Below are 25,736 nucleotides of genomic sequence, written 5' to 3' on the forward strand. Positions count from 1 at the left end.
AAAAATGGAAAATATATATATACAAGGCAGAGTCGAGCAAAGTAATAAACAAATAAAAATATTTTGGCCAGGTACCATTCTCACTTTCAAAATAAATGGAGGCCCATTAAAAGTTCAGCTATCTGATGATTTAGGAGAAAGTAGGTACTCAATCATCGTTGATGGTAAAGAAATAGAGGATATTCAGCCCACAGAGAATAAAGAATGGTATGTGTTGTATGCTCCTAAAGATAAAAAAGATCATACCGTTGAATTACATCGCAAAAACGATTTTTCAAAAGGAACCTCTACACTTTACGCAGTAGTTTGTGATGGAGATCTAGATGAAATAAAACCCAATAAAAAACATATCGAATATTATGGAAATTCCATTTCTGTAGGATATGCCAATGAAGATACAACAGGTAATGATGATAGTTATTTCACTAATAATTATTGGGCATATACTTCACAAACATCTAGGGCATTAAATACAGAACAAACGATTATTGCAAGAAGTGGTATAGGTTTAATGGTCAGTTGGTTTGATTTGATTATGCCTGAATTATATGATCGATTAAACCCAAATGATAAAAAATCAAAATGGGACTTTTCAAAGAAAATTCCTGATCTTGTTGTTATTAACCTAATGCAAAATGACAAGTGGTTGATGCAAAACCCTGATAATGAAAACTTCTTAAAGCGTATTGGAAGAAGGCAATTGGAAGGAGAGGAGATCATTGAAAAATATTCACAATTTCTCCAGGGTATACGATTAAAGTATCCTAATACACCTATCATTTGTACTTTAGGTTGTATGGATATTTCAAGCAAATCATCAGTATTTCCAGAATATGTCAAGTCGGCTATTCATTATATGAGGGATGACCAAATTTATTACTTAGAGTATCCTTTCTTGGCTAAGTTAGTTCATCCATCTGTTGAAATGCATACAAAAATGTCTCAATATCTTGTTGAGTTTATTCGGAAACATCAATTGATATAGTTGTAAGATTATGAGATAATACTTCACTTTTCGAGGTGAACTTTTGATCCTCAATTGCTTTTGATTATTTTCTATTTTGTCAATATTTTACACTTAACAGTAAACTACTTAGAGTATGTATGGAATTGTAAACAAGGCGATTCAAGGGCTAGTTATTGAGAACTTTGGAGAGGATAAATGGCGAGCAATTTTGAAAGAGAGTGGAGTGAGTATAGATATCTTCGCCGGAAATGAAATCTACGATGATAGTATTACCTTCGATCTTGCGATAGCAGCATCTAAAGTTTTAGAATTACCATTATCGGATGTATTAGTAGCATTTGGTAAGTATTGGGTCTTAAATACAGCAAAGAAACATTACGGTTCATTAATGGATACAGGAGGAAATACCTTGAAAGAGTTCTTTGTTAATCTCCCAAATTTTCATAGCCGAGTAATGTTGCTCTATCCAAATATTCAGCCCCCAGAGTTTGATGTAGAAAGTGTAAGTGAGAATGAGCTAAAACTAAGATATTTTTCTAAAAGGGAAGGACTAACGGATTTTGTTCATGGTTTAATTCTTGGTTTAGGAGAAGCTTTCGATACTGAAGTGTCAACTGAACTTTTGGAAGGAAGAAAGGATGGCTTAAAATACGATGAATTTTCTGTAAAGTGGTAGCATGGATTTTAAAATTGGTAATACGAAATTAGATTTCAATAAACTTTATCCATTTCATTTTCTTCTTGATAGAAGTCTATCAATATTATCAGTCGGGAAAAGCTTCGAAAAGTTATTTCCTGACTGTAAATTTGAAAAATTAGATAAAGTCTTAAAACTTGTTCGTCCTTGGAGCATTGAGTTTGGCTATGAGGAGGTACAAACCCAGTTACAAAAGGTATTTGTTTTCCAGAATCAAGAAAGAGATATTGTCTTAAGAGGACAGATTATCATTCTTGAGGAAGATAAAAATATACTTTTTTTGGGTTCACCATGGATGAAAAGTACTGATGAACTAGTTACCCATAAACTTTCACTTACCGATTTTGCTTTAAATGACCCAACTCCTGATGCCGTTCAATTATTAAAAATGAATGAAATCAATTTGTTGGAATTAAGGGAGTTAACTACCAAGTTGAAGCAGCAAAAAAGTATCGTTGAAGAAAAAGAGATATTATATAGAGGTCTGGTAGAAAATGCTTCAGAAATCATTGTTAGAACCAATAAGGAAGGTAAGCTACTTTATGTCAACCCATCTGCCGAAAGTATTACAGGGTATACTGAATTTGAACTTCTAGGTAAAACATTTTTTGATTTTATCACTCCTGATATGTATGAACAGATCTCTGAACAGTTCTTACAGCAAACGCTCCAAAAGAAAGATAAAGATGTTTATGAATTTAGTATTACAAATAAAAATGGTAAAATAATATGGTTGTACCAAACGGTAATATCTATCAAAGGAGAAAATGATGAAATCATAGGCTATACTTCCGTAGGAATAGATATTTCTTTAAGAAAAGAGATGGAGGAGACTCTAGAAAGAGCGAGGGAAAAAGCAATCGAATCTTCTAGAGTGAAGGAGCGATTTATTGCCAATACATCACATGAGTTGAGAACGCCAATGAATGCTATTATTGGTCTATCCAACCTATTAACAAAAACACCATTATTACCTAAACAATCTGAATTTATCAATGCCATTAAAACATCAGCCGAAAACCTTTTGGTTGTAATTAATGATGTATTGGATATCTCAAAAATCGAATCTGAAAAATTAGAAATAGAAAGTATTGAATTTGATTTGACGGATAGAATCAAATCATTTGTAAAATCATTAGAAATTCGTGCAACAGAAAAAAATATTCTATTAAATCATACAATGGATGAAGATATTCATCCGACTCTAAAAGGAGATCCCTACAGACTTAATCAGGTGTTGACAAATTTAGTCAGTAATGCCATCAAATTTACAAGTGAAGGAGAAGTAAAAGTTGAGGTTTTTGTCGATAAAGAAAATAGTAATGATGAAATTCAGAATATCATTTTTAAAGTGATAGATACAGGTGAGGGAATTCCTAAGGAGAAACATCATAAAATATTTGAAGGCTTCTCTCAGGCAGATGTATCTGTAACGAGAAAATTTGGAGGAACCGGTTTAGGCCTAACAATTAGTCGAAGCCTTATTGAATTGATGGGTGGTGAAATATCGCTTGAAAGTGAAGTAGGTATAGGGTCTACGTTTATCGTTTCTATTCCATTTGAGAAATGTGAATCAACTACTACTGAAGAAAAACCATTATTGAATTCAGAAGATATTGACTGGAGTGATTTTGATGTACTTTTAGTAGAAGATAATCAGTTCAATCAATTATTAGCGGAGAATATTCTTTTACAATGGAAGCTAAATATTGATATCGCTGATAATGGAAAAATTGCAATAGAAAAGCTTAAAAAGAAGAATTATGATGTCATTTTGATGGATATTCAAATGCCAGAAATGGATGGTATAGAAACAACCCAATATGTACGAAATAAACTTCAGATAGGTACACCAATTATTGCGTTAACGGCTAATGCAATGAAAAGTGACTTAGACTCATACAGAGAAAAGGGAATGGAGGCCTGTGTAACCAAACCTTTCCAGCAAGACGATCTTCAAAGAGAACTTAGTAAAATCTTTGATCAGAAGGAAATTATCGATGAACATGGTGTAGATCATTCGAAATGGTCTGGCAAAAATATCTTGTTGGTAGAAGACAATCAATATAATCAACTTCTTGTAGTGAATATCCTTAATCGTTGGGGATTGAATGTTGATACTGCCGATGACGGAGATGAAGCGATCTCCTTTATCCAAAGAAAAGAATATGATCTTATTCTAATGGATATTCAGATGCCAAAGATGGATGGGGTAGAAGCGTCTAAGAAAATTAGAAAATCATTTACCCAAGATGTTCCTATTATTGCCTTTTCTGCTAATCTAACTCCTGAGTACGAGAAAGAATTCTTAGAAGTAGGAATGAATGGATGTATTCCAAAGCCATTTAAAGTAGGGCAACTTAAAAAAGTGATACATGATGTTTTCTACTTTGAACCCAATGAAACTAAACCTGAATTACACCGACCTGAAGATAGTTGGAGAGGGAAGAAAGTCTTGGTCGTTGAAGACAATATGTTTAACCAACTATTAGTTGTCAATATCCTTGAAGGTTGGGGAATGGAAATCAAAACCGCTGAAAATGGACAGAAGGCAGTAGACTTAGTGAAAGAAAACGATTTTGATATCATTCTTATGGATATCCAAATGCCTGTTATGGATGGAGTAGAGGCGACCAAGATTATCAGAGGAGATTTGCATAAAAATTTACCAATAATTGCGTTAACAGCGAATAGTTCTCGTTCTGAACAAAACCTATATATGAAAACAGGTATGGATGCTTGTGTTTCTAAACCGTTTGATCTAGAAGATTTCGAAAAGACCATTAAAGGTTTCTTACAGGAAACGAATGACAAAGCCCACGAAAATAAAAATCAGGTAGAAGAAAAGGACTGGGAAGGTATTAGAGTTCTTATCGTAGAGGATAATTCTTTTAATCTATTATTATTGAAAGGAATTTTAGAAGGTTGGAAGATGAACATAATGGAAGCAGAAAATGGACAAGTAGCTGTAGACCTCTGTAAAAAGCATCAATTTGATATTATATTAATGGATATTCAAATGCCTGTGATGGATGGAGTAGATGCTACCAAAATAATGAGGGATGAACTTAATATTGATGTTCCAATTATTGCAATCACAGCCAACTCAGAAAAAGAGTTAGTTAAAAAATATTTGAAGGTGGGTATGAACGCCTGTATTCCTAAACCATATGGTCAGGAACAACTTCAAAAATCAATCATGAAATATTTATAAAAGAAAAGAGAGTGAAGTTATTGTAATGCTTCACTCTCTTTTTGTTAAGTGGTTAAATGCTGATTCTTTTTACCCCAGAAGTACCATAATACTCCAAATCCAATTCCTAAAATTCCAAGCGTATGATATACATGATAACCGTAATGTGTTAATGTAGTAATAAACCAAAATATATCACTGATTACAGGTGTAAAGAATGATACAATGGCAACCCATAAACCTTCCATTCGATAAGCTTTATGCACAAAAAATAAGTGATAAGCTAATGCTAGAAATGGAAATACGCCTATTATAAAATTTAGAAAGTAATCCTTAAAATCTTTCATAATAACAGCCATTTCGTTTATAAATTATTTATACATAAATATACGAAATTGACTGATAAAGTTTGAGTTAAAACATTCTAATCAATGTTAATACTTCCTCATAGTGAGATGTTTAAGGTTTCTTCCTTTTAACACCTCTAACCGCTTCTTCAGTCCAAGGGTTGTCAGGCCATGAGTGTTTAGGATATCTACGTTTCAGGTCTTTTTTCACTTCAAAATATGCATTGTTCCAAAAGCTATTTAGGTCGGCAGTGATCTGTACGGGTTTAAATCCAGGGCTTAGTAAATGCATAAGCACTTTATTTTTTCCATGGTTTACGCTCGGTGTATTTTCTAAACCAAAGCATTCCTGCAAGCGGACAGCTAGTAGTGCTGGCTCTCCATTGTTCTGATATTTTACCTTAATATTTGATCCACTAGGTACTTCTATTCGTTGAGGAGCCAATACATCTAACTTTTCCTGTAATTCCCAATTTAAAGAATGGTGCAAGATATCTTTTAACTTCAATTTCTTAAGGTCAGATGGCTTTTTTACTTGATCAAGGTAAGGCAGTAGCCAATCTTTACATGTAAGTAAAAGTGTTTCGGTAGATACATCAGGCCATTTGTCTTGTGGGTTCCACTTTTTTAACGACATGATTCTAGCCTGCCATTGTTCTACTTCTTCATCAAAGTTTAAGAGTTGTTTTCCTTCTTTTTTGATGGCATTCAGAATTGCTTCCTCTAACAAATCTGGATCTGGATCATTAAGAGGAACACTCCTTAAAACAATATTACCAATACGAAGGTCTTTTGTAGCGATTATTCCACCATCATCAGAATCCCAAGTAACTATTTCTTTTTCCTTAACCATTGGAGCCAAATCTTTGGGATCTAATGTTGAAGCCATAAAGATTTTCCCCATACCGTCTCGAGCATCGATATGAGCAACTGCCAGCCATTGTTCATAGGCAAGATCATCTTTATGTCCCACCATTGCAATTTTACCATTAGCCAATTGGAATTGAGCATTATTACCAGGTTTTGAACAAGCAATTCTCTCGGGGTAGGCATGAGCTAATAGAATACCGGTCTCGTAATCATCTACAGAAGAATTATCATCATTGATATCAAACATTTTTCTATACTGATTGGCAATTTTTTCGATCTGATTAAACCTTCTATTCTTTTGCCCTTCTTTACGGAACCTTCTAAGTCCTTCTATTCTTAAGTTAATGTCTACACCTGCTTCTCTGCCTAATGGATCTCTTTCTTCAACAATTGCTGCAAGATCTGTTGCTAAAGGAAGAAGATCGTTTTCTTCAGCAAACAATAACATGTGGGCAATTCGCGGGTGACAAGGTAATCGATGTATATTTTTACCATGATCAGTAATTTGGTTATCTTCAATTGCATCAAGTTGCTCTAAGGTTTCTCTAGCTTGGTATACATGACCTTGTGGTGGAGGGGTTACCCATGATAATTCAGAAGGATTGATAATACCCCATTGTGCCATATCTAATACTAATGAAGACAAATCAGCTTGTTCGATCTCGGGAATACGTTGTTCATCTAAACGCTCATTGGTGGCTTTACTCCATAAACGGTAACATGTTCCTGGACCCAAACGTCCTGCTCTACCTGCTCTTTGGTCAGCTGCATCTTTAGAAATTTGTACTGTAGTTAATCTAGATAAACCGGAGTTAGGATCAAACTGTTGAGTACGACCGAATCCCGTATCAATCACAACTGTTACACCTTGAATGGTTAAACTAGTTTCAGCAATTGATGTGGCTAATACTATTTTCCTTTTACCTTCTTTGTTAGGCATTATTGCAGCTTGCTGCATTCTATGGGGAAGCTGCCCATAAAGAGGGTGTATCGCAAAATCTCTTAGTTGTGTTCTAAGAATACCTTCACACTTCTTTATTTCACCTTGTCCAGGTAAAAAACATAAAATATCCCCTTCATGTTTTTTTGAGGCATCGATAGCTGCTTTAGCTGTCATTTCTGGGATCAAGAAGCGATCAATATCTCCAACATATTGCAAATCTACTGGATACATTCTTCCCTTACTTTCCAGAATTGGGGCGTTATCAAGCATAGAAGATAGTTGTGGCATGTCTAATGTTGCAGACATAACAAGTATCTTCAGGTCATCTCGGAGTACTTGTTGAGTTTCTCTACAAAGTGCCATGGCCACATCAGCATGTAAGCTTCTTTCATGAAACTCATCAAAGATAACCATAGCAACGTCTTCTAAAGCATTGTCTTGATGGATCATTCTAGTAAGAATTCCCTCAGTCAAAACTTCAATCCTTGTATTTTTAGAAACCTTAGTATCAAACCTAACGCGATAACCTACGGTATCACCTACTTTTTCACCTAAAAGATCAGCCATACGGTTAGCAATTGTTTTTGCTGCTAATCGTCGAGGCTCGAGCATATAGATTTTTTTACCTTCAAAAAAAGGTTGATCAAGAAATAATAAGGGGACAAGTGTACTTTTCCCGGCACCCGGAGGAGCCTTGAGTATCATTGTCGAATGCTCCGTACAGGTAGAAATAATTTCTTCTGCTATTTCCTTTACAGGAAGATCTATTTTAGATATATCTAATGCCACTTGATCTAAGTATTGGTGAAAAAACAGACAAAGGTACAAACCTCTTTAAAATCACCCAAAATAGGGATTCTAAATGCTTTTGAATTCTGTATTTTTGTAATAAGAAATTACCTGAAGATGAAAGAGCTAAATATCCTAATTGTAGATGACCACATACTATTTTGTACCGGGATTGAACAATTATTGAAAAATTTATTATCCGCAGAAGTTACTGTTTGCTTTAACCCAATTGATGCTTTAGACTTGAATTTATCTAGTTTTGATATCGCTTTGGTGGATTTAGATATGCCCGAAATGAAGGGTTTTGAGTTTATTCAAAGAGCGAGAGAGCAATCCATGAATACTAAATATGTGATTGTTTCTATGCATAGTAAACCATCGATTGTTAGAAAAGTAATTAAACAGAAAATTGACGGTTATATCTTAAAAGATGATGAAATGAATACCTTTAAAGAGGGTATTAAATCTATCTTGAATGGGAACCAATATTTTACACCTAGATTGCAAAACATCATCAATGTTGCTCAACCTCATTCCTCTAAAATATCTCCTAGAGAAGAAGAAATTATCAAATTAATTGCTGATGGATTAAGCATGAAAGAAATCTCTGAAGTGTTGCATATCAGTCATGAAACAGTAAAGACTCATACAAAGAATGTTAGGTCTAAATTAAACTTAGATTCCAGAACTGACTTAATAAAATATGCAATTGAAAATTTGTTAGTATAATTTGTGTATATTGTGTTAACTAACATATTTTCTACACTATTAAGATGAATTTTAAAGTATTAATTGCCTATTTACTTATTACTTTCTCTTGTTATTCGACTACACTTGCACAACTTATCGTTGCGCCTGAAATGTCTGGTCAAGACATCATACATCAATTTGATTTTATTGATATTAATTTAGAAAAAAATCAATTTTCTGAGGTGATCAATAATGACCAAATTCAATGGCAATCCTTATCAGAAATCAAAGCAAGTTTGGGCCCTGGCTCTTCCTCTAAATTATTAAGACTTAAGTTCAAAAATACTCAAGAAGAGCCTTACAAACTTGTTATCAATTATGTGCTGATCCCTAAAATAAAAGCATGGGTTTTTAACGAAGATACTACCTATTCCTATCAACTTGGATCCGAAAGTTCTTATTTCAATAAAGGCTCTGTTTATGCTTCATCAGGTTATGTTTTAGACTTACCAAAACATGATTCTGAAGTATTTATATTTTTTCAAAATGAAGGTCACCCTGTCAATACCGGTATATATTTGTTTAAGCAGTCTTCATTAAAGAAAACAATTCATGATAAAACCATACTGACAAATATTTTCAGGGCAGTTTATTTACTGTTTGTGCTTGTATCAATACTCACTTTTATTGTAATAAAAGAAAAAATATACCTGTACTACTTTATTCTTTACCTAGGGGCTATGTTACCGCTCGAAGCGGATTCAGGTCTGATATTATTAATCACAAAAAATGAGATTTTCACATATGTAATGCGAATTGTTGGAAATGCATTTTTTGTGTGTTTCTCTTTATTATTTTACTCCAAGTTTGTTAAACTATATGGCAAACATTTACGATTTATCAAGAAGACAATCTTAGTATTTGTCGTTGTTAATTCTCTGATATTCTTATCGCTTATACTATTTAGTATTGATAATTATCTAGTAAATACAATATCAACCTATTTAAGTATTCTAATGTCATCTGCAAGTATTATTTTATCATTATTGATGATAGGAAGGTTTGCTTACAGAGGAACAAGGTTGGCAAAGTCATTATTTATTGCTCAGTTTATCAACTTCCTTCTTGGATTTATGCTCTTTACAATACCATCGTTAGGTTTTAAAGATAGAGAGTTTATGACGATGTGGCTGACTTATTTCTTAAATGCTTTACAGGCGTTTATCTTCTTAATTTTTATGGTAATAGAGTTTGTCAATTCTGAAAAGGAAAAAAAGAAATTAAAGCTTTCAATTTTAGACATAAAAGATAAAAGCAACCACGCAATTATTGAAGGGGAACAAAAAGAAAGGCAAAGAATAAGTCAACGTTTAACAAAGGATATTACAACGAATTTACATGAGATATCCGATGCATATGACATCACAGAATCTAAAGATTTACTGCAGAACACTATAGACGAAGTACGAACGCTTAGTCATCATCTACTGTTACCCTCTTTTGAGGAAGGTGAATTTGAAGACGTAATCTTAGACCTGTTTTCAAAATACAACAATACTACTTTAAAGTGTTTCTACCATATACGAGGTTGGGAGAGTGTGAAGATCAGCACGCAACAACATATTTACAGGATTGTGCAAGAGGTATTGAATGTTTTAGAGTTGAATAAATTAAAAGGTAAACTCTATGTTCAATTTGTTGAAGTAGGACAGAAAGGTGTGATTTCTATAGAATGGAGTAGTGAACATGAAAATACAAAAGAACAATTCACTGAGATGGTCCATAATATTAAAATGAGAATATTTGCTATAGGGGCGAAATATGAGGACCAAAAGCAAGCCGGTGATTATTATTGTAGAATTTTTGATATAGAATTAAGTGATGAGGACTCTGTAATTAAAAGATAAAATTATATTTGTAGATAAATTATTACTCTTCCGCATTTTAACTACTCGTTTCTTCTTTACTGTGTTATTTATATGATTAACTTAAGGATATATATTTTCTTCTTACTACTTCCTATCTCCTTTGTTACGAAGGCTGCTGGTATCTCATTTTCTTTTTATTCATTGAATAATCAGGAAGAGTTATCACTAATGGAAGTAGAAGAACAGAATAATATATGGACTGAAGAAGAACCCTACTTAATGCATGATGGCGGAAATATCACAAGATGGTATAAGGTTGAGGTTTCTTCAAAATCCAATAGTATTTATTACCTAACTGTAGAAGTTCCTATATTCAACACATTGCAGATTTATGAAAAATCAAACCTAGAGAAAGGATTTAAAAATTATAATTGCAGTATAGGAGTGACGGATGGTATAGAGATTGACCAAGAATTTGGAGTTCCTATTCAATTTAAAGAGGGTGAACAAAAAGTCTTTTATTTTAAAATACAATCTTACAGTACTTTTTTGTCGAGTAAAATAGATTTTGTAACACCCAACACTTATCAAGATAATTTAGAAAATAAGTTTCTTTTTAAACAGACATCTAGAGTAATCATTTGTGGTTTATTATTTCTAGCCGCTTTATTAGGTGTAATTTCAAGCCTTCGAATTTATCTCTACAATCTCATTGGAATTTTTGGGGCAATTATTTTTGCAGAGTCAGAAATTGGTTATTTCTTAACGTTTTTATCTGGAGAAAATGAGATCTTTATTTATGACATTAGAATTATAGGTAATGGACTTTTTGTCATCTTTAGTACTGTCTTTAATTACAAGATTATCTTCTCAGAAAACCAACCAATTCCGAAGGATCTAAAAATAATCATAGCACTTCAGGTTGTATTAACGATTATCGTCTTGATTGTGCAACATTTTATATTGGTAGAGAATGTTACCTTAAGACTTTTAGTTCAGATGTCGATTTCTTTAGCGTTATTGAACTTTATCTTAAATATCAGATACATTTATATAGGTTGTAGACAAAAGATTCCAGCAGCGAAAATTGCGTTTTTTTGTTATGTATCAACAGTACTATTATTGACCTTCTTTGTATCCATGCCACATCTAGGCATTCTTCCACATTTTCTAGCAATAGATTATGTCTATTATATGATTCTTACGTTTGATACGGGTACTTTTTTCTTACTGCTTCTTCAGTTTGTTTATTCAAAATATAGACAAAAATCAATACTTGAATTAGAAGAACAACAACTTTTACAACAGTATTCAAAAGCTATTATTAAAGGTAAAGAGAAGGAGAGAATCCGTATTGGTAGAGAATTGCATGACTTTGTAGGTGGAAACCTTTCTTTAATTAATAAAGCACAAAATTTATCTCAAGAAGAGATTAAAGAAATTCTTAAAATGACAGCTACAGAAGTAGAAGAATTGTCTCAGGGTCTTATGAAAGAAGAAATGATTGATAAGGTTACTTTCGAAACTCTGTTCTTTAATCTTGTGGAAAGGTTTCATACAGAGAAAATGCATTGTTTCGTTCAATTTGAAGGAGAGGACTTTGATAGTATTCCTCCAGTTTTTATCAACCAATTGTACAGAATTTCTCAAGAACTTCTATCTAATGCCAAAAAGCATAGTATGGCGAGTTTATTAATTATCGTCTTCAAAATAGATACCCGAAAAAATAAACTATCGATTCATTATAACGATAATGGTATAGGACTGCCTGTGGAAAAGAGTAAGACAAAAGGCATGGGTATGATGAATATTACAAATAGAGTAAAAGAAATCGGAGGTTATCTCACTATTACATCCAATACAGGAGGAACAAATATTATTATTTCTGAAATTTCTCTTTAAAATTCTAAATCAGTATTTGTTGTGCAGAGGATATGCATTAAATTAAATCTTGAAGCCAAGATGATATAAAATGCCTATAAATAAAAATGCACAAATCCGTTATAATACTTTAGACCGTTGTTTTAGTAACTCCGGTAAAAGGTATTTTTTGGAAGATTTGATTGAAGAGTGCAATAAAGCTTTGAGTGAGTTAGATCCCAATTCTTCTGGTATACGCAAAAGACAGATTTATGATGATATCCGTTTTATGGAAAGTGAAGCTGGGTATAAGGTCGATTTACTAAAGGAGAAATACGGACGAAAAACCTATTATCGATATAAAAATCCTAAGTTTTCTATATCAAATCAACCTATAAATGAAAAAGAAGCCAATCAGCTGAGAAGTGCTTTAACCGTACTTAGTAGGTTCGAAGGATTACCACAATTTGAGTGGGTGAAAGAATTAAAGACAAAATTAGAATCAACATTTGTCTTAGAGTCTGATGTAGAGATCATTGGTTTTGATAGTAATATTGATCTGGTAGGACTCGAATACCTTACCGAATTATTTGATGCTATCTATTATAAAAAAGTAATAGACGTAAAATATAAACCGTTTAGTGATGGAGAAATTATTGACTTTACGATTCACCCATACTACCTGAAGCAGTACAATAATAGATGGTTCCTCTTAGGACAAGACGAACGTTTTTCGACGATAACGAATATTGCCCTGGATAGGATTGAGGCGGTAACATTGATTGAGAAGAATTATGTTGAGAACCTAAATATTGATTTCAATGAGTTTTTTGAAGACATCATTGGTGTAACAAGAAATGATGCCCCCTCAATACTGATCGAGTTTTTTGTTGAAAAAGAAAGAGCTGATTATGTAAAAACCAAGCCTTTACATGGTACACAAAAGCTAAAACAGGAGGATGACAGAGGCTCAACATTTTCTATTGACGTAATCCCTAATAAAGAATTGGAAACTCAAATATTTTCTTTTGGTGACGCTTTGACTGTGCTATCTCCTGCATCATTTCGAGAGAAAATGAAAGAAAGGATTGAAAGACTATTTAGAGCTTACAAGTAAAATATCCTACCTTCATTTATTAGATAGGATATTTTACGTATTACAGTTTGTATTAAGAAGCAGTATGTAATAGATTCCCTTTGAGTCGTTTGTTAGTAGCATCATTACCAATAAATATATTGAATAATGCTTTTGGAAACGCCTTGTCTTGTACATCCATAACTTTTTGGGAGTTTTTGTAAATAATTACTCTATTTTCTCCCAAAAACGTTAATCTGTAGTGGTCTTCCAATAGATTCTTTTCTTCAAATAATTGAATGAATTCTTCAATATACCCATGGTAATCATCGGTATTCCCTCTATTGGCTCCATCAAATGCTTTCTCAAAGAAGTTAACTGATTCCACAAAATTACTAGGTAATGCTACATCAGCATTTTTTACATTGCTGATTAGAGTTGTGATTTCACCTTTCTTTAGTAAGTCTTTATTTTCTTCATGCAAGTTTTTGATCTCATCAATCGTTTTTTGAGATTGAAATTGTGTGGTTGTGACAACGAGTTCAAGAATTTTTGTATCCTCAGAATAGATGATTTTTACAGGGTCATCACTTTTCTCTTTGACATAAAGGCCACAAGCGAATAACTTATGTACACCTTGAATATAACTACCCTCTCCATTTAGTATAAATTTATCATTTTCAATTGTTACTTGATCTGGAAAATCAATATTGAAAAGTAAGTTCACTTTATAGGAAGTTTGTGCGAAAGAATTGGTTAAAATAATTGCCCCTAAAAAAGTGAGTACAAAAAATCGACGTATCATAAAAGTTAAGTACTTATTTAGAATATTAAATCTGGATAATTCATTTTTTTCGTGTTGCAAATTACATGAAACCGATTAGATAAATTTGATGATGATCGTCACTTATATATGTTTATATATAAACAATAATAAAGACTAATACCTCTTAATGATTATTATTACACATTGTACTATTGCGATGTTCCTTATTCTTTTGTGATATTAAATTTAAATGACTCATCGCTATATGAACGGTATAATTAAATTAGTATTAGACACCATAGAGAGAGAAGGTAAGGCTACTTTTTCTTATGAATTTCTTGTTTCATCATTTAAATCACAATTTATCGAAGAAGGATTAGAGCTCTCTATTTTAGAATTCAACAAATGGTTGGTACAAAGTAGAGAAGAATTTGGTGTTATATATGAGAGTGACATCAATAACGAATATTATACTTTCAGAAGAATATAAGAATAAAAAATACTCATTTAACCTCAATGTATAAAGAGTGTATGTTGTTATTTAAATTATCGAAAAAATAGTGATTTTTATCGTTTTTTACTGATAACATAAATATGATATACTTTGTAATACTATATTTCTATTGATTTTCAACTTCACAATCCATATTTGACAAAAATTACTATAGCTGTATAGTTATCATATAATGCATAAAGGCAGTTTAGTAATTAGTCTTCTAAATTTATTAATGATTGAACCATTCAAAAGCATCTAACTCATCAGTGAAATATTTCGTTTGTAACGGTCCGGGTATACTCTCTAGTTCTAGAAACTCATTATTCAAAATCTCACTGTGTTTACTTTGAGATGTAATCCATGCCAATTTGTGCGTACCAGCTTGTCTCATAGATGATGCAATTTTAGTATTGAACCAACCTAAGTTATTTTGAACAACCGATAGGCTATCATTAGTGTTGCAGACCAAGACAAATTTAGGTTTAAGTTTTTCCATAAGCATCAATTGATGCTGTGTTTCAGAGAGATAGTCTTTTTCTTGAGTTTCATTATTTATTGAAAAGTATATACGCATTAGCCTCTTCATCTGATCCCAGTGTAAAGAGTAGCATTTTCCTGACGTTAAGCACATGGGTTATTTATAGGTTATTATTCATTGAGCCATTCTAAGGCTTCTTCTTCTGTAGTAAAGTGTTTGATTTTAAATGGAGCTTGATCATTAGCGTCATCCATCACTTGATCGAAAGATACTTGAGCGAAAAAATCTTCAGAAACAATCCAAGCCATCTTCTCTAAAGGAATGATATTAAGGACTTTCACAAATCTTTCATTAATCCAATCTTGAGTAGCAGGTAAGACGTTGTAATACGCTTCTTTAGTATCAACTAACATTTTTTCAGGAGCATATAATTGATTAATATCGATTTGTCTCACTACTTCTTGTCTGTAAACTTCTTCCTCCATGTCAATTGGAGTAAACCAAGTAGTCTTTAAAACCTTCTCGTCTTTATTCCATTCAACTTTATGAAAATCTGTAGTGTAGATAACTTCGTAGCTCATGCTTTTTATAAAATTTAAAATCTGAAGTGATAAAAGTATTAATAACTAGAATGAAGAAAAAATAATTTTACCGGAAATAAAAGTTTTATAGAAATAGTGAAAATAATTGTACCAATTTGAAAATTAAACTATTTCTAGTTTGGGCTAAATAAGGAAGCTTTTGACCCTTTGAAGGAAATCATGCTTTAAAAACAACGCGTATAAGTAAATGTAACAAATCAAAAACAGATTACCAATTAGAAATAAAAGATGTTTTTGAAACTATAATAACCCAGAATAACTACTATCACAGGCACAACGATGTTGTGCCGAAGATTTTGAATAAGAATAATAATGATGTTTTGATAATTGATAATGATAACTATACTACTGGAGTAATACCCCTAGATTCTAGCGATTTACTTAAAGATGTTTTGTACTCCACCCTTAGCGGGGTGGAGTATTTTATTTTACGAAAAACTTCAATGAAGTCCTGAAAAAAATATTTCAAAAATGAAATAAGTTGAAAACTAGAACTTTATACTAAAACCTTAAATTTCAATATGTTTTGATAAGTTTTTTATGTTAAGAGGAATAGAATTTGATAGAGGTAAAATATTAGAAGAGTACAATTAAAACTACCCCTATGGGTAGTTTTTTTTATGCCCTAATGCAGTATGTTTGTTCTAACAAAATGATGACATAATCATACCAACTCCTTTTCATAAGAAATATTTACACCTTATTAGGTTCTGTGATTCTTTACCCATTTTCACAAAAGAACCTGATAAGGTGTTTCTATATATAGACTTATTTCAAGATTAGCTTAGATAAACGAAGAATTATTCACTTTTTATTTACTGAAAATGCTAGTTAGATATTTTGAGTTCACCTTTTTTATCAATAGTTTCACAATACAGAATATATATTTTAAAGCATTATCTCAAACTGATAAATAATTAAATTAGCATAATCCAATTACCATTATTATAACTATGATGACAATTTCCCAGAATAGCTCAAATGCGATTTTGAGTGTTCATGCAAACAACGTACAATTAAAACTTGAAGGATTTATCTCCCAAACTTTTATAGCTGATGCAATGATTAAAGCCGCTAATGTGATGAAGAATAATAATATCAATACGATTATTATTAATACTGAAGATTTATCATGTCCTTTATCTATACCGGATAAATACCAATTAATCTCAATGCTTAAAACATTTGGTTTTGAGAGATGTAATGAAATTTTCACAGTATGTGGTCTAGATCAAGAAGAAAGAGATTTAGTTGAAACTATGGCTCTTAATCGTGGTTGGAAACTCACAGCCTTACAATCACAAAATGAAGTAATAAACTTAGTTTAATACTGTTCAGCTTTTTTGTTTGAGATATTCCCCGTTTTTTAAATTTTACCTTAACAATTAATCGTTCTAACTAAAAACCTTTTTGTTTGATAGAGAAATATCAGTTAACTTCTTAATTCATTATTAAACCTTTTTCTCTTGAACAAACAATATGGAACTTAAAAACACACTGACTCTACTTCGAATACCGTTCTCATTCTATTTAATGCCAATCTATTTTTTTGCATTAAGTCAAACGATGGTCGTAAATTGGGAGTATGCCATTAGTGTGTTTTTTATTCTTCATTTACTAATCTATCCAGCAAGTAATGGTTACAATAGCTATGAAGACAAAGATACGGAGAGTATAGGTGGTTTAGAGAAACCTCCAGAATCTACTCCACTCTTATTTAAAACCACTTTATTAATGGATTTTATTGGCTTAGCCTGGAGTTATATTCTCAATATTGAGTTTGGTATATTAGTTACAGCTTATGTTTTAATGTCAAGAATGTATAGCAGTAGAAAAATACGACTCAAAAAATATCCTTTTCTTGGCTTTCTCACTGTATTTATCTTTCAAGGGTTTTGGACCTTTTGGATGGTCTATTGTGGAGTAGATGGCACAAATATCTCTTTCTTTAAAACAGATCTTCCATATGCTGCAATAGCATCTTCGCTAATGGTCGGAGGGGCTTATCCATTATCTCAAATATATCAACATAAGCAGGATAAAGAGAGTGGTGATATTACCATTAGTATGATACTTGGAATTAAAGGGACATTTATTTTTTCAATGATATTATTCTCCATTGCAGGAGGTATCCTATTTTATTATTTCAACACTCTTTTTCATGGTTCTTTTTTAGTCTTTGCAGGATGCCTATTGCCAGTACTTTTATGGTTCAACATATGGATGTTTAAAACTTGGTCAAATCCTGAAGAAGCTAGTTTCAGAAACCTAATGAGAATGAATAATATTTCTGGCTTCTGTATGAACACCTGCTATATAATTCTACTTATTCAAAACCATACTGAACTGTTACAGTTATAAAGAAAACGCAAAATTAATCACATGACTTACATTCATTCTATTGGGATAGCTAGACCCCAAAATAGATATCCTCAAGAAGACCTATTATCTTTTATGACGTCAGCAATTCCTAAAGATAAAGTGAGAGAACAAAGGTTATTAAAAATGATCTCTCATAAATCAGGAATTCAAGAACGATATAGTGTTTTAGATAACCTATATGATTTTTTTGACGGAGAGACTCCAACATTAGAAGACAGACTTGAAAAATTTAATAAAAGTGCAGTTCCATTGGCTGTGGAAGCTGTGAAAAATTGTATTCCAGAAGATCAATTAAAAGAAATTACACATTTAGTGACGATATCATGTACAGGAATTTCAGCTCCAGGTATTGATATCGACCTTATTAAAGCATTATCACTTTCCTCGAAAACAACCCGAACAACTGTGAATTTTATGGGTTGTTATGCAGCTTTACATGGATTAAGAATTGCTGATCAAATATGTCATACAAATAAAAACGCTAAAGTGCTGCTGGTAGATGTAGAGTTATGTTCATTACATTATCAGAACAGATATGAAGAAGATCATTTAATGGCTAATACTCTTTTCGGAGATGGAGCAGCTGCATTATTTATAAGTAATTCTACTACTGAGAAATCACTATTTAAAATTGACAAGTTTGCATCTCGATTAGCCATCAATGCTTATGACGAAATGGCTTGGACGGTTTCTAGATCTGGTTTTCAGATGAGGTTGAGCAATTATGTTCCAGATATTATAGAAAAAGATATACAGAACTTAATTACTGATGTTATTCAGGAAGAGGAGGTAGATCAAGAAAAATTAACTTGGGCATTCCATCCTGGGGGTGTGAGAATTTTGCAAAGTATTGCTAGGGCTATAAATGTTGATAAAGAAGAGTTTAATCACTCTTATGAAGTGCTTACTGAAAATGGAAATATGTCGTCTGTAACCATATTACATGTTTTAGATAAGTTGACGAATAAAAACTGTAAAGAAAAGATTTTTGCTGCAGGTTTTGGTCCGGGTTTAACTATGGAAGCAATGCTACTAACAAAAATTTCCGCATGATCGATTTATCAGTAAGAAGTAACCAACTGGAGTTATTGGATCAATCCGATATTCCGACTCCTGATTTGTATCAAAATCTAAAAGAGTTACATACCATAAATACTTTATTAGGTGGATATCAGGTGATGTTGAAAGGTGTAGAGTATTTTCTTCAAAAATACCCTCAAAAAGAAGTGAAAATACTAGATATAGGATCTGGAGGAGGTGATACACTAAAAGTAATTCATCAACAATTTGGTAAAAAATTTAAGCTAAAGTTGATAGGAGTTGACCTTAAAGGCGATTGTATTAATTACTCAAGAGAAAACTGTAAAGATTTACCTATCGAATTTATTGAATCAGATTACAGAGATCTATTAAAACAGGAAAACGATTTTGATATTATTGTAAGCAGTCTATTCTGTCATCATTTAAAAGAAAACGACTTAGTTTCACTTTTTCAATGGATGAGAAATAATGCGAAAATGGGAGGTGTCGTAAATGATTTACACAGGCATCATTTAGCATATTACAGCATTAAATGGATTACTCAAGTAGCATCATCCTCTTATTTAGTTAAAAATGATGCTTGCCTCTCTGTAGCAAGAAGTTTTCGAAAAGAAGATTGGAAAAAGATTTTTCAACAATCAAATATTAAAGCTTTTAGAATGAAATGGATGTGGGCATTTCGTTGGTTGATCACTTTTGATACTAAAGAAAATGTATGATGTCATTATAATTGGAGGAGGCCTTGGTGGTTTAACTTTAAGTATTCAATTGGCAAAATCTGGTTGGAATACGTTGCTCATCGAACAAAAAAAATATCCCTTTCATCGAGTATGTGGTGAATATATCAGTGATGAGGCTTGGGGGTTTTTAAATCGATTGGGAATAGACCATGTTGACTTAAAGTTACCCCAAATTAATAAGTTAAAAGTTAGTGCTGTTGATGGAACTACGCTTGAGGCTGCTCTAACAGTTGGAGGTAAAGGCATTTCTCGATATTTATTGGATCATCAATTATACCAAATCGCTATTGATAGTGGGGTAACAGTACATACCTCTGAAAAAGTGACAGACCTTTCAAAAGAAAACAATAGATGGTTTATTAAAACAAATAAATCAGATTATCTGTCTAGAGTTGTGATTGGTGCATTTGGTAAACGGTCTTTATTAGACAAGCTTTTACAACGTGATTATATCAAAAATGCTCCTTTGAATTACAGGCTCAAGAATTTTATCGGAGTGAAATATCATTTAAGAGGTGAGTTTCCTAATGATGTTATTGAACTGCATAATTTTCGAGGAGGGTATTGTGGAATCTCTAAAGTAGAAGAAGATAAAATATGTATGTGTTTTCTTTCTAGAGGAAGTAATCTAAAGGAAGTGCATACGCTCGATGAAATTGAAAAAAAGTATTTATCTCAGAACCCCTTTTTAGAAAAATACCTCCAATACGAACGTTTATGGGATAAACCACTAAGTATTGCTCAAGTTGATTTTTCTAATAAAAAATTGATAGAAAATGAAATACCAATGTTGGGTGATGCAGCGGGTTTAATTGCTCCATTATGTGGTAACGGGATGAGTATGGCAATGCAGGCTTCTGTGATTCTTCACAAAGAGTTAGACAATTATTTACATCAACATATCTCATGGAATAATTTGAAAGACAATTATACGACACATTGGAAGGATACATTTCATCACCGTTTAAAAACAGGAAGGTTTATTCAACGATTATTTGGAGATAATATGACGACCAATATCCTACTAAGAAGCTTAAAATTTAGCCCTTTTATTACTGAAAAAATTATACGTTCTACCCATGGTAATCCTTTCTAATTGTAGGATTTACTGTTGAAATAGTATTCTCATCTGATATTTATGATTTGCTGAACTAACTTTTTATCAATAAGGTTACTTAGATGTGAGTCAACAACAAAAATATTAATAAGTAATACGATTTTATTATAGTAAGTTTTTCAATCAGCAAAAGGGATTATAAGATAAAATTTGGGTTAGAAAAGTAGATGATGATGTTATCTACTTTTTTTGTGCCCAATTAATTTTTATCGACGATAATTTCTAAATAGGGGAGGTTATTTTGTAAATCCATTAAATCTTCTTGAGATACTTCACTATTGCTGATATGAAGGTATTCGAGTCCTTCAATACAAGACAATGAAGAAGAAAGTTGACCAATAATCTCGGTAGATTCAAAGAAGAGTTCTTTTAATCCCAGCAGTTTATAAAAGGGGACAGTAGATAAATTAATGGACGAGTTTATAATTTGAAGTGAAGACAGTTCAATAAAATTTCCTAGTTTTTTTTCAGAGTGACAAAGACTTGTATTACTAATAATCAGTCGCCCAATTCCAGTAAATTCGTACAACTTATTATTGATACACTTCTGTTCTTCTAAACTTTGGATTCCAGAAATGGCATTTAATGAATCATTGATGGCTTCATTTAATGAAAGATTTAATCCAGGGTATATACCAAGGCCAATTCTTTCAAAGGCAGTATATTTACTAAAAAATAAAGATTTATAGCTTTTGTAAGCTAGCTTTTGAGCTTCTTTAGTAATAGGATTCCCTGAAGCAATAATTACTGTATTTTTTAATGCTTTTGCCTTTTTTGGTAAAGATTTAATATCGTTTCCATTAATAAACAATACTTTAAGATCCATTTGTAACAACCCTTCAGGTAGAGAAGTAAATTGATTGTAAGAGATATCTATACACTCTAGATTGGGAAATGTGCTTACTTCTTTTGGTAAAGTATTAAGTGCTCTATTAGAAAGATCTAAAACCCTTACTTTATATGGTTTTTTGATTGCACTAGAAAGATCATGAAAAACTTCATCTTCTTTTAAAGCTTCCAGATCAAAGTATAAGTTTTTATTTGCCCTATTGGTTTGAGCATTATTGAGAAAAGGAGTTAGTAAAAGAGAGAATAGTAGTATGAATTTATTGAGTTGCATGTAGTTAAAAAAGCAATGATTGAAATCTATTTCATATCGAATATACGAATATAAAATTATTGAATACTAAACACTTAAATACAACGAGTCGTTTCAGTTCATTATTATGTCGTTTCAGTAAATAGTATTTCCGTTTCAATCTTTTTTATTGATTAATCATTCATTAATTCCCGTTAGTATTGATGTAAGTAAAACACAAACAGTAATTCATCTAAATTTACTAATAGGTTATTAAAATAGACGATTTAATGTACTAATCATAAGTACAACAAAACAGATTTAGTATTCGTACAGGAAAAACTTTTCGGAAAGGCATTCGATATTCGGATGTCTTTTTTGTTTATCTATTATTTTAATTTTAGCTGATAAAAGTCTATAAAATTTTATGATAACATTGTAAAGTAGAGATTAATTTAGTTCGTACTTTTGCCCGATCCTTTTATTGTAAAAGTGTTATTGATATCCACTTAAAGATTTAAACTTGAAAAAATATTTACTATTTATTGGTTTACTGTTCATTGTTTTCAGCTGTTCAAAGAAAAGTTATTATCAGTCCCCAAAGCAATCAACAAAAGATAACTGTTTTTCGGTCTACCCTAATGATGAAATCAAAATTTCTATAGATTATGATGTATTAGAGGATACTTTTATGACCAATCGATTTTCAAAGAGTAGCTTAATCTTAGCTGAAATTTATGGTGTATCAGAAGATATTAAAGCGTATAAGCGTTTGGATGAGAAAATAAAAGCAGGCAACATGAATGATAGAATACTTTTACATAAAAGTTACTATCAAAATGAAATTGATAAGAGATTACAATTGGCCTCTTTTGAAAATGATGGATTGTTGAGTAGTATTCATTGTGAACAATTAAGATTAGCAAGGATCTTAAATGATCTAACAGCATTAAATAATAAAAAGCAAACTCGCCTATCCAATGCTGCCATTATCGTAGGTACTTTATCAACAGTATTAGTTGCAGGTATCTTGATTTCGAAAGATGAAGGTTTAAATGATAGTGATGCCAAAGATTGGATTGGTATTGCAGGTGCCGTTGCGGGTACCTATTTAGCTGTTAAATCATCAAGACAAGATGCTACTGTTGAAGTAGATCATAATAAAAATATTATTCGTTCTGTATATGCCAAGACTAATCAACAAAAGTTATTCTCTTCAACCATCTGGTATATGTTGACAGATAAAAATATTGTAGATGGGAATGGAAGAACTGGAATCGAAATAATTAAAGACAACTGGAAGCCTTTTGAAGAACAGTTTACTGAAGAAGAAAAAATGGAACGCTTAAGAGTCTTATTATTACCATCAGGAATTTATAATCAAGAATTATTGAGACTGAGAATTGATATGCTTGGTGAGATTGAGAATGGTGTAGAAGCCATGAATAAGGCCCTTTCTAAATTAAATAGAGAACTATAAATGTTATTTTTTATGACGTTATTCAATATAGATTAGAAATCCTGTATAAAGTGGGGAAGAGGATGTGTGTGATTCGAAGAAATTTTTTTATTTTCGCATGTTTTAAATATTTATCAAAATAACCAAGAAAAAGAAGGCAATGAGTTTTCAACTATCTTTTCCAAAAGACGCTTTATTTGTAGGGCATAAAAACCCAGATACAGACTGTACTTGTTCTGCTATTGCAGCTGCAAATTTATGGGGAGGTACACCAATCGTTCAAGGTGAAATCAACCCTGAAACAACATTTGTATTAGAGCAATTTGGTGTAGAAGTACCTGCTTTTGAAGATAATTTTTCAGGAAAGAATGTAGTTGTTGTTGATCATAACCAAACTACTCAATCTGCTGCTTCTGTTGTTGAGGCAAATATCTTATCAATCATCGATCACCACGCGGTTCAAGATAATTTCTTCTTCCAAAAAGGGCCAATCCATATTGATATGCGTACAGTAGCTTCTTGTTGTACAATTATCGCTGATTACTACGAAGAAATGAACGTAGAAATCACAAAGCAAATGGCCGGTGTGATGTTAGGAGGTATTCTTTCTGATACTTTAGGTTTAACAGTACCACATACTACTGATATTGATAGAGAAATTGCTGCAAAGTTAGCTAAAATCGCTGGTGTGGAAAACGTTGAGGATTTTGCACAACAAATGTTGATCGCCAAGTCTGATTTATCAAAATATACTGCAGCTGAAATCTTAAACTTAGATTACAAAGATTTTATCTTCGGTGATATTAAAATTGGTTTCGGTGTTTGTGAAAGCTTACTAATTGACAAAGTAATTGCAAAACATGATGAGATTTCTGCTGCAATGCAAGAAAATAAGAAGAACGGTTACAATGCCATTTTCTTTGCATACGTAGATCTTACTACAAACAATTCTGTAATTATCGGTGCAGACGATGCAGACTTTAAAGTTTTAGAGGAGGCATACGGTGTAACCAAAGGTGATTTAGGTGTTGCTTTAGCAGGAAAAATTTCTCGTAAGAATGATTTTATTCCTCCAGTATCTGCTTTTTATAACAAATAGTAGTTATTGAAGTAAAAATATTATTAGGTTTTACCTATACGGAGAAGGTTGGTCTTTCATTAGATCAACCTTTTTTATTAGAATGAACCTCTTCTTTTCATAATAAAAGGAACCTTCACTTTCTCTAAGTGCTTATCTATTATCTGTAGTGCTGCAATTTTACCCATATCCTTAAAGGATGCAGAAATGATCGTAATACCCCCATCGATAATTTCTTTTAAGGGAGAATCATTGTACGAAATTATTCCAATCTCTTGGCCTAATTTATAATTATTGGCTCTACTATCTTTTACAATATTTGCAAGATCTTCATCATCTGTAACAATATAGAGGGAATCTTTTTCTATGGTATTACTTTCAAAGGTGGTAGTAACTGTATAGGGGAGGTTAAAATGAATACAGAACCTAACAAATCCAGACCAAATATCTTTTAAAGATCTCGAACTATCCTTAGCAATCACTAAATGTAATTTTGAGAAGGGAAGGATGTTCTTAATGTTTTGTTGAAGAATATTGAAGATATCTTCTGCAAAGTCTTCATAAACACTAGGTAACTCTTCAGTAAGATTGTTTTCAGCTCTACCCAATAATAATAATTGGTGCTTTGGAATGACTTTTAATGCTTGATCTACATCATAGTCAGATACTTGATTAAAGATTGGAATGATCCCAAAATAATGATAGTTGTTTTTCTGCTCAGCTAATATCTTTTTTAATCGATGAAGACTACCATTATGCATTAGAATATCTGTTTCTAAGTGATTTTCGGAAGTTTTCACAAAGGCTTCGTACATCTTCTTTTTAGAGTTACTCATTTTATTGAAAATCAATAAAACTTTTACTTTACCCATGGAAGAACTACTCATCACAAAGGTGCCTTTTCCTCTTACACTAATTACAAAGTGTTCATCTTTTAGAATCTTGTAAGCTTTTTCAATCGTATCCTTCGACACATCTAAACTAATAATTAGCTCATTAAACGAAGGCATACGGTCATCAGCCTTCAAAATCCCCATCTTAATTAGTGATTTGAAAGTATTACTTAGTTGAACATACTTTGGTATATTTTGTTTACTCTCCTCTTGAAAAGTGGTATATAGCTGATCGTTAAAGTCTATCATAGATGGTGGTAGGAAAAACTATTTAGAATCATATGGAAATTTAATATTCCATTGATTT

General features: G+C 32.0%; 22 protein-coding genes. 15 read left to right on the forward strand and 7 right to left on the reverse strand.

The genetic code is table 11. The features are described 5' to 3' along the window. The first annotated feature begins 4 nt into the window (after positions 1-4). From QL232_RS17500 to QL232_RS17510, 3 genes are all read left to right on the forward strand, one after another. A complete protein-coding gene (locus QL232_RS17500) occupies positions 5-985 on the forward strand; it encodes an SGNH/GDSL hydrolase family protein (RefSeq protein WP_281615130.1) in 981 nt (326 codons plus the stop codon). A 115-nt stretch (positions 986-1,100) separates the two neighbouring features. After that, positions 1,101-1,643: a heme NO-binding domain-containing protein gene (locus tag QL232_RS17505; RefSeq protein WP_281615131.1), complete on the forward strand. Its 543-nt coding sequence runs from the start codon at positions 1,101-1,103 to the stop codon at positions 1,641-1,643. A 1-nt stretch (position 1,644) separates the two neighbouring features. After that, positions 1,645-4,878: a response regulator gene (locus QL232_RS17510; protein WP_281615132.1), complete on the forward strand. Its 3,234-nt coding sequence runs from the start codon at positions 1,645-1,647 to the stop codon at positions 4,876-4,878. A 44-nt stretch (positions 4,879-4,922) separates the two neighbouring features. On the opposite strand, the gene QL232_RS17515 is transcribed toward QL232_RS17510, so the two are convergent. Together QL232_RS17515 and hrpB are read right to left on the reverse strand one after the other, a co-directional pair. Then, a complete protein-coding gene (locus tag QL232_RS17515) occupies positions 4,923-5,216 on the reverse strand; it encodes a hypothetical protein (RefSeq protein WP_168884315.1) in 294 nt (97 codons plus the stop codon). A gap of 100 nt (positions 5,217-5,316) precedes the next feature. Beyond that, positions 5,317-7,806 (reverse strand): ATP-dependent helicase HrpB, encoded by a 2,490-nt coding sequence (hrpB, locus tag QL232_RS17520; RefSeq protein WP_281615133.1) that lies wholly within the window; start codon positions 7,804-7,806, stop codon positions 5,317-5,319. Positions 7,807-7,923: 117 nt separating this feature from the next. Here hrpB and QL232_RS17525 point away from each other — a divergent pair, with 117 nt between their 5' ends. The 4 genes from QL232_RS17525 to QL232_RS17540 all read left to right on the forward strand — a co-directional run bounded on the left by QL232_RS17525 (position 7,924) and on the right by QL232_RS17540 (position 13,341). Further along, the gene (locus tag QL232_RS17525; protein WP_168884317.1) at positions 7,924-8,535 is read left to right on the forward strand and encodes a response regulator transcription factor; all 612 of its coding nucleotides are present in this window, start codon (positions 7,924-7,926) and stop codon (positions 8,533-8,535) included. Between the two features lie 44 nt (positions 8,536-8,579). After that, on the forward strand, positions 8,580-10,403 hold the full coding sequence (locus QL232_RS17530; RefSeq protein ID WP_281615134.1) for a hypothetical protein: 1,824 nt from the start codon (positions 8,580-8,582) through the stop codon (positions 10,401-10,403). 72 nt (positions 10,404-10,475) lie between these two features. Next, positions 10,476-12,266 (forward strand): ATP-binding protein, encoded by a 1,791-nt coding sequence (locus tag QL232_RS17535; RefSeq protein WP_281615135.1) that lies wholly within the window; start codon positions 10,476-10,478, stop codon positions 12,264-12,266. 70 nt (positions 12,267-12,336) lie between these two features. Further along, complete coding sequence (locus tag QL232_RS17540; RefSeq protein ID WP_281615136.1) at positions 12,337-13,341, forward strand: WYL domain-containing protein; 1,005 nt, start codon at positions 12,337-12,339, stop codon at positions 13,339-13,341. 52 nt (positions 13,342-13,393) lie between these two features. On the opposite strand, the gene QL232_RS17545 is transcribed toward QL232_RS17540, so the two are convergent. Continuing rightward, positions 13,394-14,104, reverse strand: coding sequence for a chalcone isomerase family protein (locus tag QL232_RS17545; protein ID WP_281615137.1), 711 nt, complete (start codon positions 14,102-14,104; stop codon positions 13,394-13,396). A gap of 226 nt (positions 14,105-14,330) precedes the next feature. Between QL232_RS17545 and QL232_RS17550 the strand changes: the two genes are divergently transcribed. After that, positions 14,331-14,555, forward strand: a complete 225-nt coding sequence (locus QL232_RS17550; protein ID WP_168884322.1) for a hypothetical protein — start codon at positions 14,331-14,333, stop codon at positions 14,553-14,555. 235 nt (positions 14,556-14,790) lie between these two features. On the opposite strand, the gene QL232_RS17555 is transcribed toward QL232_RS17550, so the two are convergent. Both QL232_RS17555 and QL232_RS17560 read right to left on the reverse strand, forming a co-directional pair. Next, positions 14,791-15,135 carry a hypothetical protein gene (locus tag QL232_RS17555; RefSeq protein ID WP_211093354.1) on the reverse strand — a complete coding sequence of 115 codons (345 nt, stop codon included), beginning with the start codon at positions 15,133-15,135 and terminating at the stop codon, positions 14,791-14,793. Between the two features lie 74 nt (positions 15,136-15,209). Then, a complete protein-coding gene (locus QL232_RS17560) occupies positions 15,210-15,620 on the reverse strand; it encodes a hypothetical protein (protein WP_168884324.1) in 411 nt (136 codons plus the stop codon). A gap of 974 nt (positions 15,621-16,594) precedes the next feature. On the opposite strand from QL232_RS17560, the gene QL232_RS17565 reads away from it, so the two are divergent. From QL232_RS17565 to QL232_RS17585, 5 genes are all read left to right on the forward strand, one after another. Further along, positions 16,595-16,969 carry a hypothetical protein gene (locus QL232_RS17565; RefSeq protein WP_281615138.1) on the forward strand — a complete coding sequence of 125 codons (375 nt, stop codon included), beginning with the start codon at positions 16,595-16,597 and terminating at the stop codon, positions 16,967-16,969. A gap of 151 nt (positions 16,970-17,120) precedes the next feature. Next, positions 17,121-18,002: a UbiA family prenyltransferase gene (locus tag QL232_RS17570; protein WP_281615139.1), complete on the forward strand. Its 882-nt coding sequence runs from the start codon at positions 17,121-17,123 to the stop codon at positions 18,000-18,002. Positions 18,003-18,023: 21 nt separating this feature from the next. Next, positions 18,024-19,076 carry a type III polyketide synthase gene (locus QL232_RS17575; RefSeq protein ID WP_281615140.1) on the forward strand — a complete coding sequence of 351 codons (1,053 nt, stop codon included), beginning with the start codon at positions 18,024-18,026 and terminating at the stop codon, positions 19,074-19,076. Then, positions 19,073-19,783 (forward strand): methyltransferase domain-containing protein, encoded by a 711-nt coding sequence (locus QL232_RS17580; protein WP_281615141.1) that lies wholly within the window; start codon positions 19,073-19,075, stop codon positions 19,781-19,783. Before QL232_RS17575 ends, QL232_RS17580 begins: the two co-directional genes overlap by 4 nt. Continuing rightward, on the forward strand, positions 19,776-20,900 hold the full coding sequence (locus QL232_RS17585) for an FAD-dependent monooxygenase (RefSeq protein ID WP_281615142.1): 1,125 nt from the start codon (positions 19,776-19,778) through the stop codon (positions 20,898-20,900). The genes QL232_RS17580 and QL232_RS17585 overlap by 8 nt, the downstream gene beginning before the upstream one ends. 220 nt (positions 20,901-21,120) lie before the next feature. Here the strand turns inward: QL232_RS17585 and QL232_RS17590 are convergent, their stop codons facing one another. Next, complete coding sequence (locus tag QL232_RS17590; protein ID WP_281615143.1) at positions 21,121-22,041, reverse strand: hypothetical protein; 921 nt, start codon at positions 22,039-22,041, stop codon at positions 21,121-21,123. Between the two features lie 481 nt (positions 22,042-22,522). On the opposite strand from QL232_RS17590, the gene QL232_RS17595 reads away from it, so the two are divergent. Together QL232_RS17595 and QL232_RS17600 are read left to right on the forward strand one after the other, a co-directional pair. Beyond that, positions 22,523-23,479, forward strand: a complete 957-nt coding sequence (locus QL232_RS17595) for a hypothetical protein (RefSeq protein ID WP_281615144.1) — start codon at positions 22,523-22,525, stop codon at positions 23,477-23,479. 139 nt (positions 23,480-23,618) lie between these two features. Then, positions 23,619-24,557 carry a manganese-dependent inorganic pyrophosphatase gene (locus tag QL232_RS17600; protein ID WP_168884332.1) on the forward strand — a complete coding sequence of 313 codons (939 nt, stop codon included), beginning with the start codon at positions 23,619-23,621 and terminating at the stop codon, positions 24,555-24,557. A 77-nt stretch (positions 24,558-24,634) separates the two neighbouring features. On the opposite strand, the gene QL232_RS17605 is transcribed toward QL232_RS17600, so the two are convergent. Then, complete coding sequence (locus QL232_RS17605) at positions 24,635-25,678, reverse strand: winged helix-turn-helix domain-containing protein (protein ID WP_281615145.1); 1,044 nt, start codon at positions 25,676-25,678, stop codon at positions 24,635-24,637. Between the last annotated feature and the right edge of the window lie 58 nt (positions 25,679-25,736).

It is taken from the genome of Flammeovirga sp. SubArs3 (genome assembly GCF_947387565.1).
Taxonomy (GTDB): domain Bacteria; phylum Bacteroidota; class Bacteroidia; order Cytophagales; family Flammeovirgaceae; genus Flammeovirga; species Flammeovirga agarivorans.

Excerpts from the sequence above, each read along its gene's own strand:
- QL232_RS17525 (WP_168884317.1), top strand. The coding sequence starts at position 7,924 with ATGAAAGAGCTAAATATCCTAATTGTAGATGACCACATACTATTTTGT.
- QL232_RS17605 (WP_281615145.1), bottom strand. The coding sequence starts at position 25,678 with ATGATAGACTTTAACGATCAGCTATATACCACTTTTCAAGAGGAGAGT.
- QL232_RS17555 (WP_211093354.1), bottom strand. The coding sequence starts at position 15,135 with ATGCGTATATACTTTTCAATAAATAATGAAACTCAAGAAAAAGACTAT.
- QL232_RS17550 (WP_168884322.1), top strand. The coding sequence starts at position 14,331 with ATGAACGGTATAATTAAATTAGTATTAGACACCATAGAGAGAGAAGGT.
- QL232_RS17505 (WP_281615131.1), top strand. The coding sequence starts at position 1,101 with ATGTATGGAATTGTAAACAAGGCGATTCAAGGGCTAGTTATTGAGAAC.
- QL232_RS17530 (WP_281615134.1), top strand. The coding sequence starts at position 8,580 with ATGAATTTTAAAGTATTAATTGCCTATTTACTTATTACTTTCTCTTGT.
- QL232_RS17580 (WP_281615141.1), top strand. The coding sequence starts at position 19,073 with ATGATCGATTTATCAGTAAGAAGTAACCAACTGGAGTTATTGGATCAA.
- QL232_RS17565 (WP_281615138.1), top strand. The coding sequence starts at position 16,595 with ATGATGACAATTTCCCAGAATAGCTCAAATGCGATTTTGAGTGTTCAT.
- QL232_RS17510 (WP_281615132.1), top strand. The coding sequence starts at position 1,645 with ATGGATTTTAAAATTGGTAATACGAAATTAGATTTCAATAAACTTTAT.
- QL232_RS17560 (WP_168884324.1), bottom strand. The coding sequence starts at position 15,620 with ATGAGCTACGAAGTTATCTACACTACAGATTTTCATAAAGTTGAATGG.
- QL232_RS17515 (WP_168884315.1), bottom strand. The coding sequence starts at position 5,216 with ATGGCTGTTATTATGAAAGATTTTAAGGATTACTTTCTAAATTTTATA.
- QL232_RS17540 (WP_281615136.1), top strand. The coding sequence starts at position 12,337 with ATGCCTATAAATAAAAATGCACAAATCCGTTATAATACTTTAGACCGT.
- QL232_RS17585 (WP_281615142.1), top strand. The coding sequence starts at position 19,776 with ATGTATGATGTCATTATAATTGGAGGAGGCCTTGGTGGTTTAACTTTA.
- QL232_RS17600 (WP_168884332.1), top strand. The coding sequence starts at position 23,619 with ATGAGTTTTCAACTATCTTTTCCAAAAGACGCTTTATTTGTAGGGCAT.
- QL232_RS17545 (WP_281615137.1), bottom strand. The coding sequence starts at position 14,104 with ATGATACGTCGATTTTTTGTACTCACTTTTTTAGGGGCAATTATTTTA.
- QL232_RS17535 (WP_281615135.1), top strand. The coding sequence starts at position 10,476 with ATGATTAACTTAAGGATATATATTTTCTTCTTACTACTTCCTATCTCC.
- QL232_RS17590 (WP_281615143.1), bottom strand. The coding sequence starts at position 22,041 with ATGCAACTCAATAAATTCATACTACTATTCTCTCTTTTACTAACTCCT.
- QL232_RS17570 (WP_281615139.1), top strand. The coding sequence starts at position 17,121 with ATGGAACTTAAAAACACACTGACTCTACTTCGAATACCGTTCTCATTC.
- QL232_RS17500 (WP_281615130.1), top strand. The coding sequence starts at position 5 with ATGGAAAATATATATATACAAGGCAGAGTCGAGCAAAGTAATAAACAA.
- QL232_RS17575 (WP_281615140.1), top strand. The coding sequence starts at position 18,024 with ATGACTTACATTCATTCTATTGGGATAGCTAGACCCCAAAATAGATAT.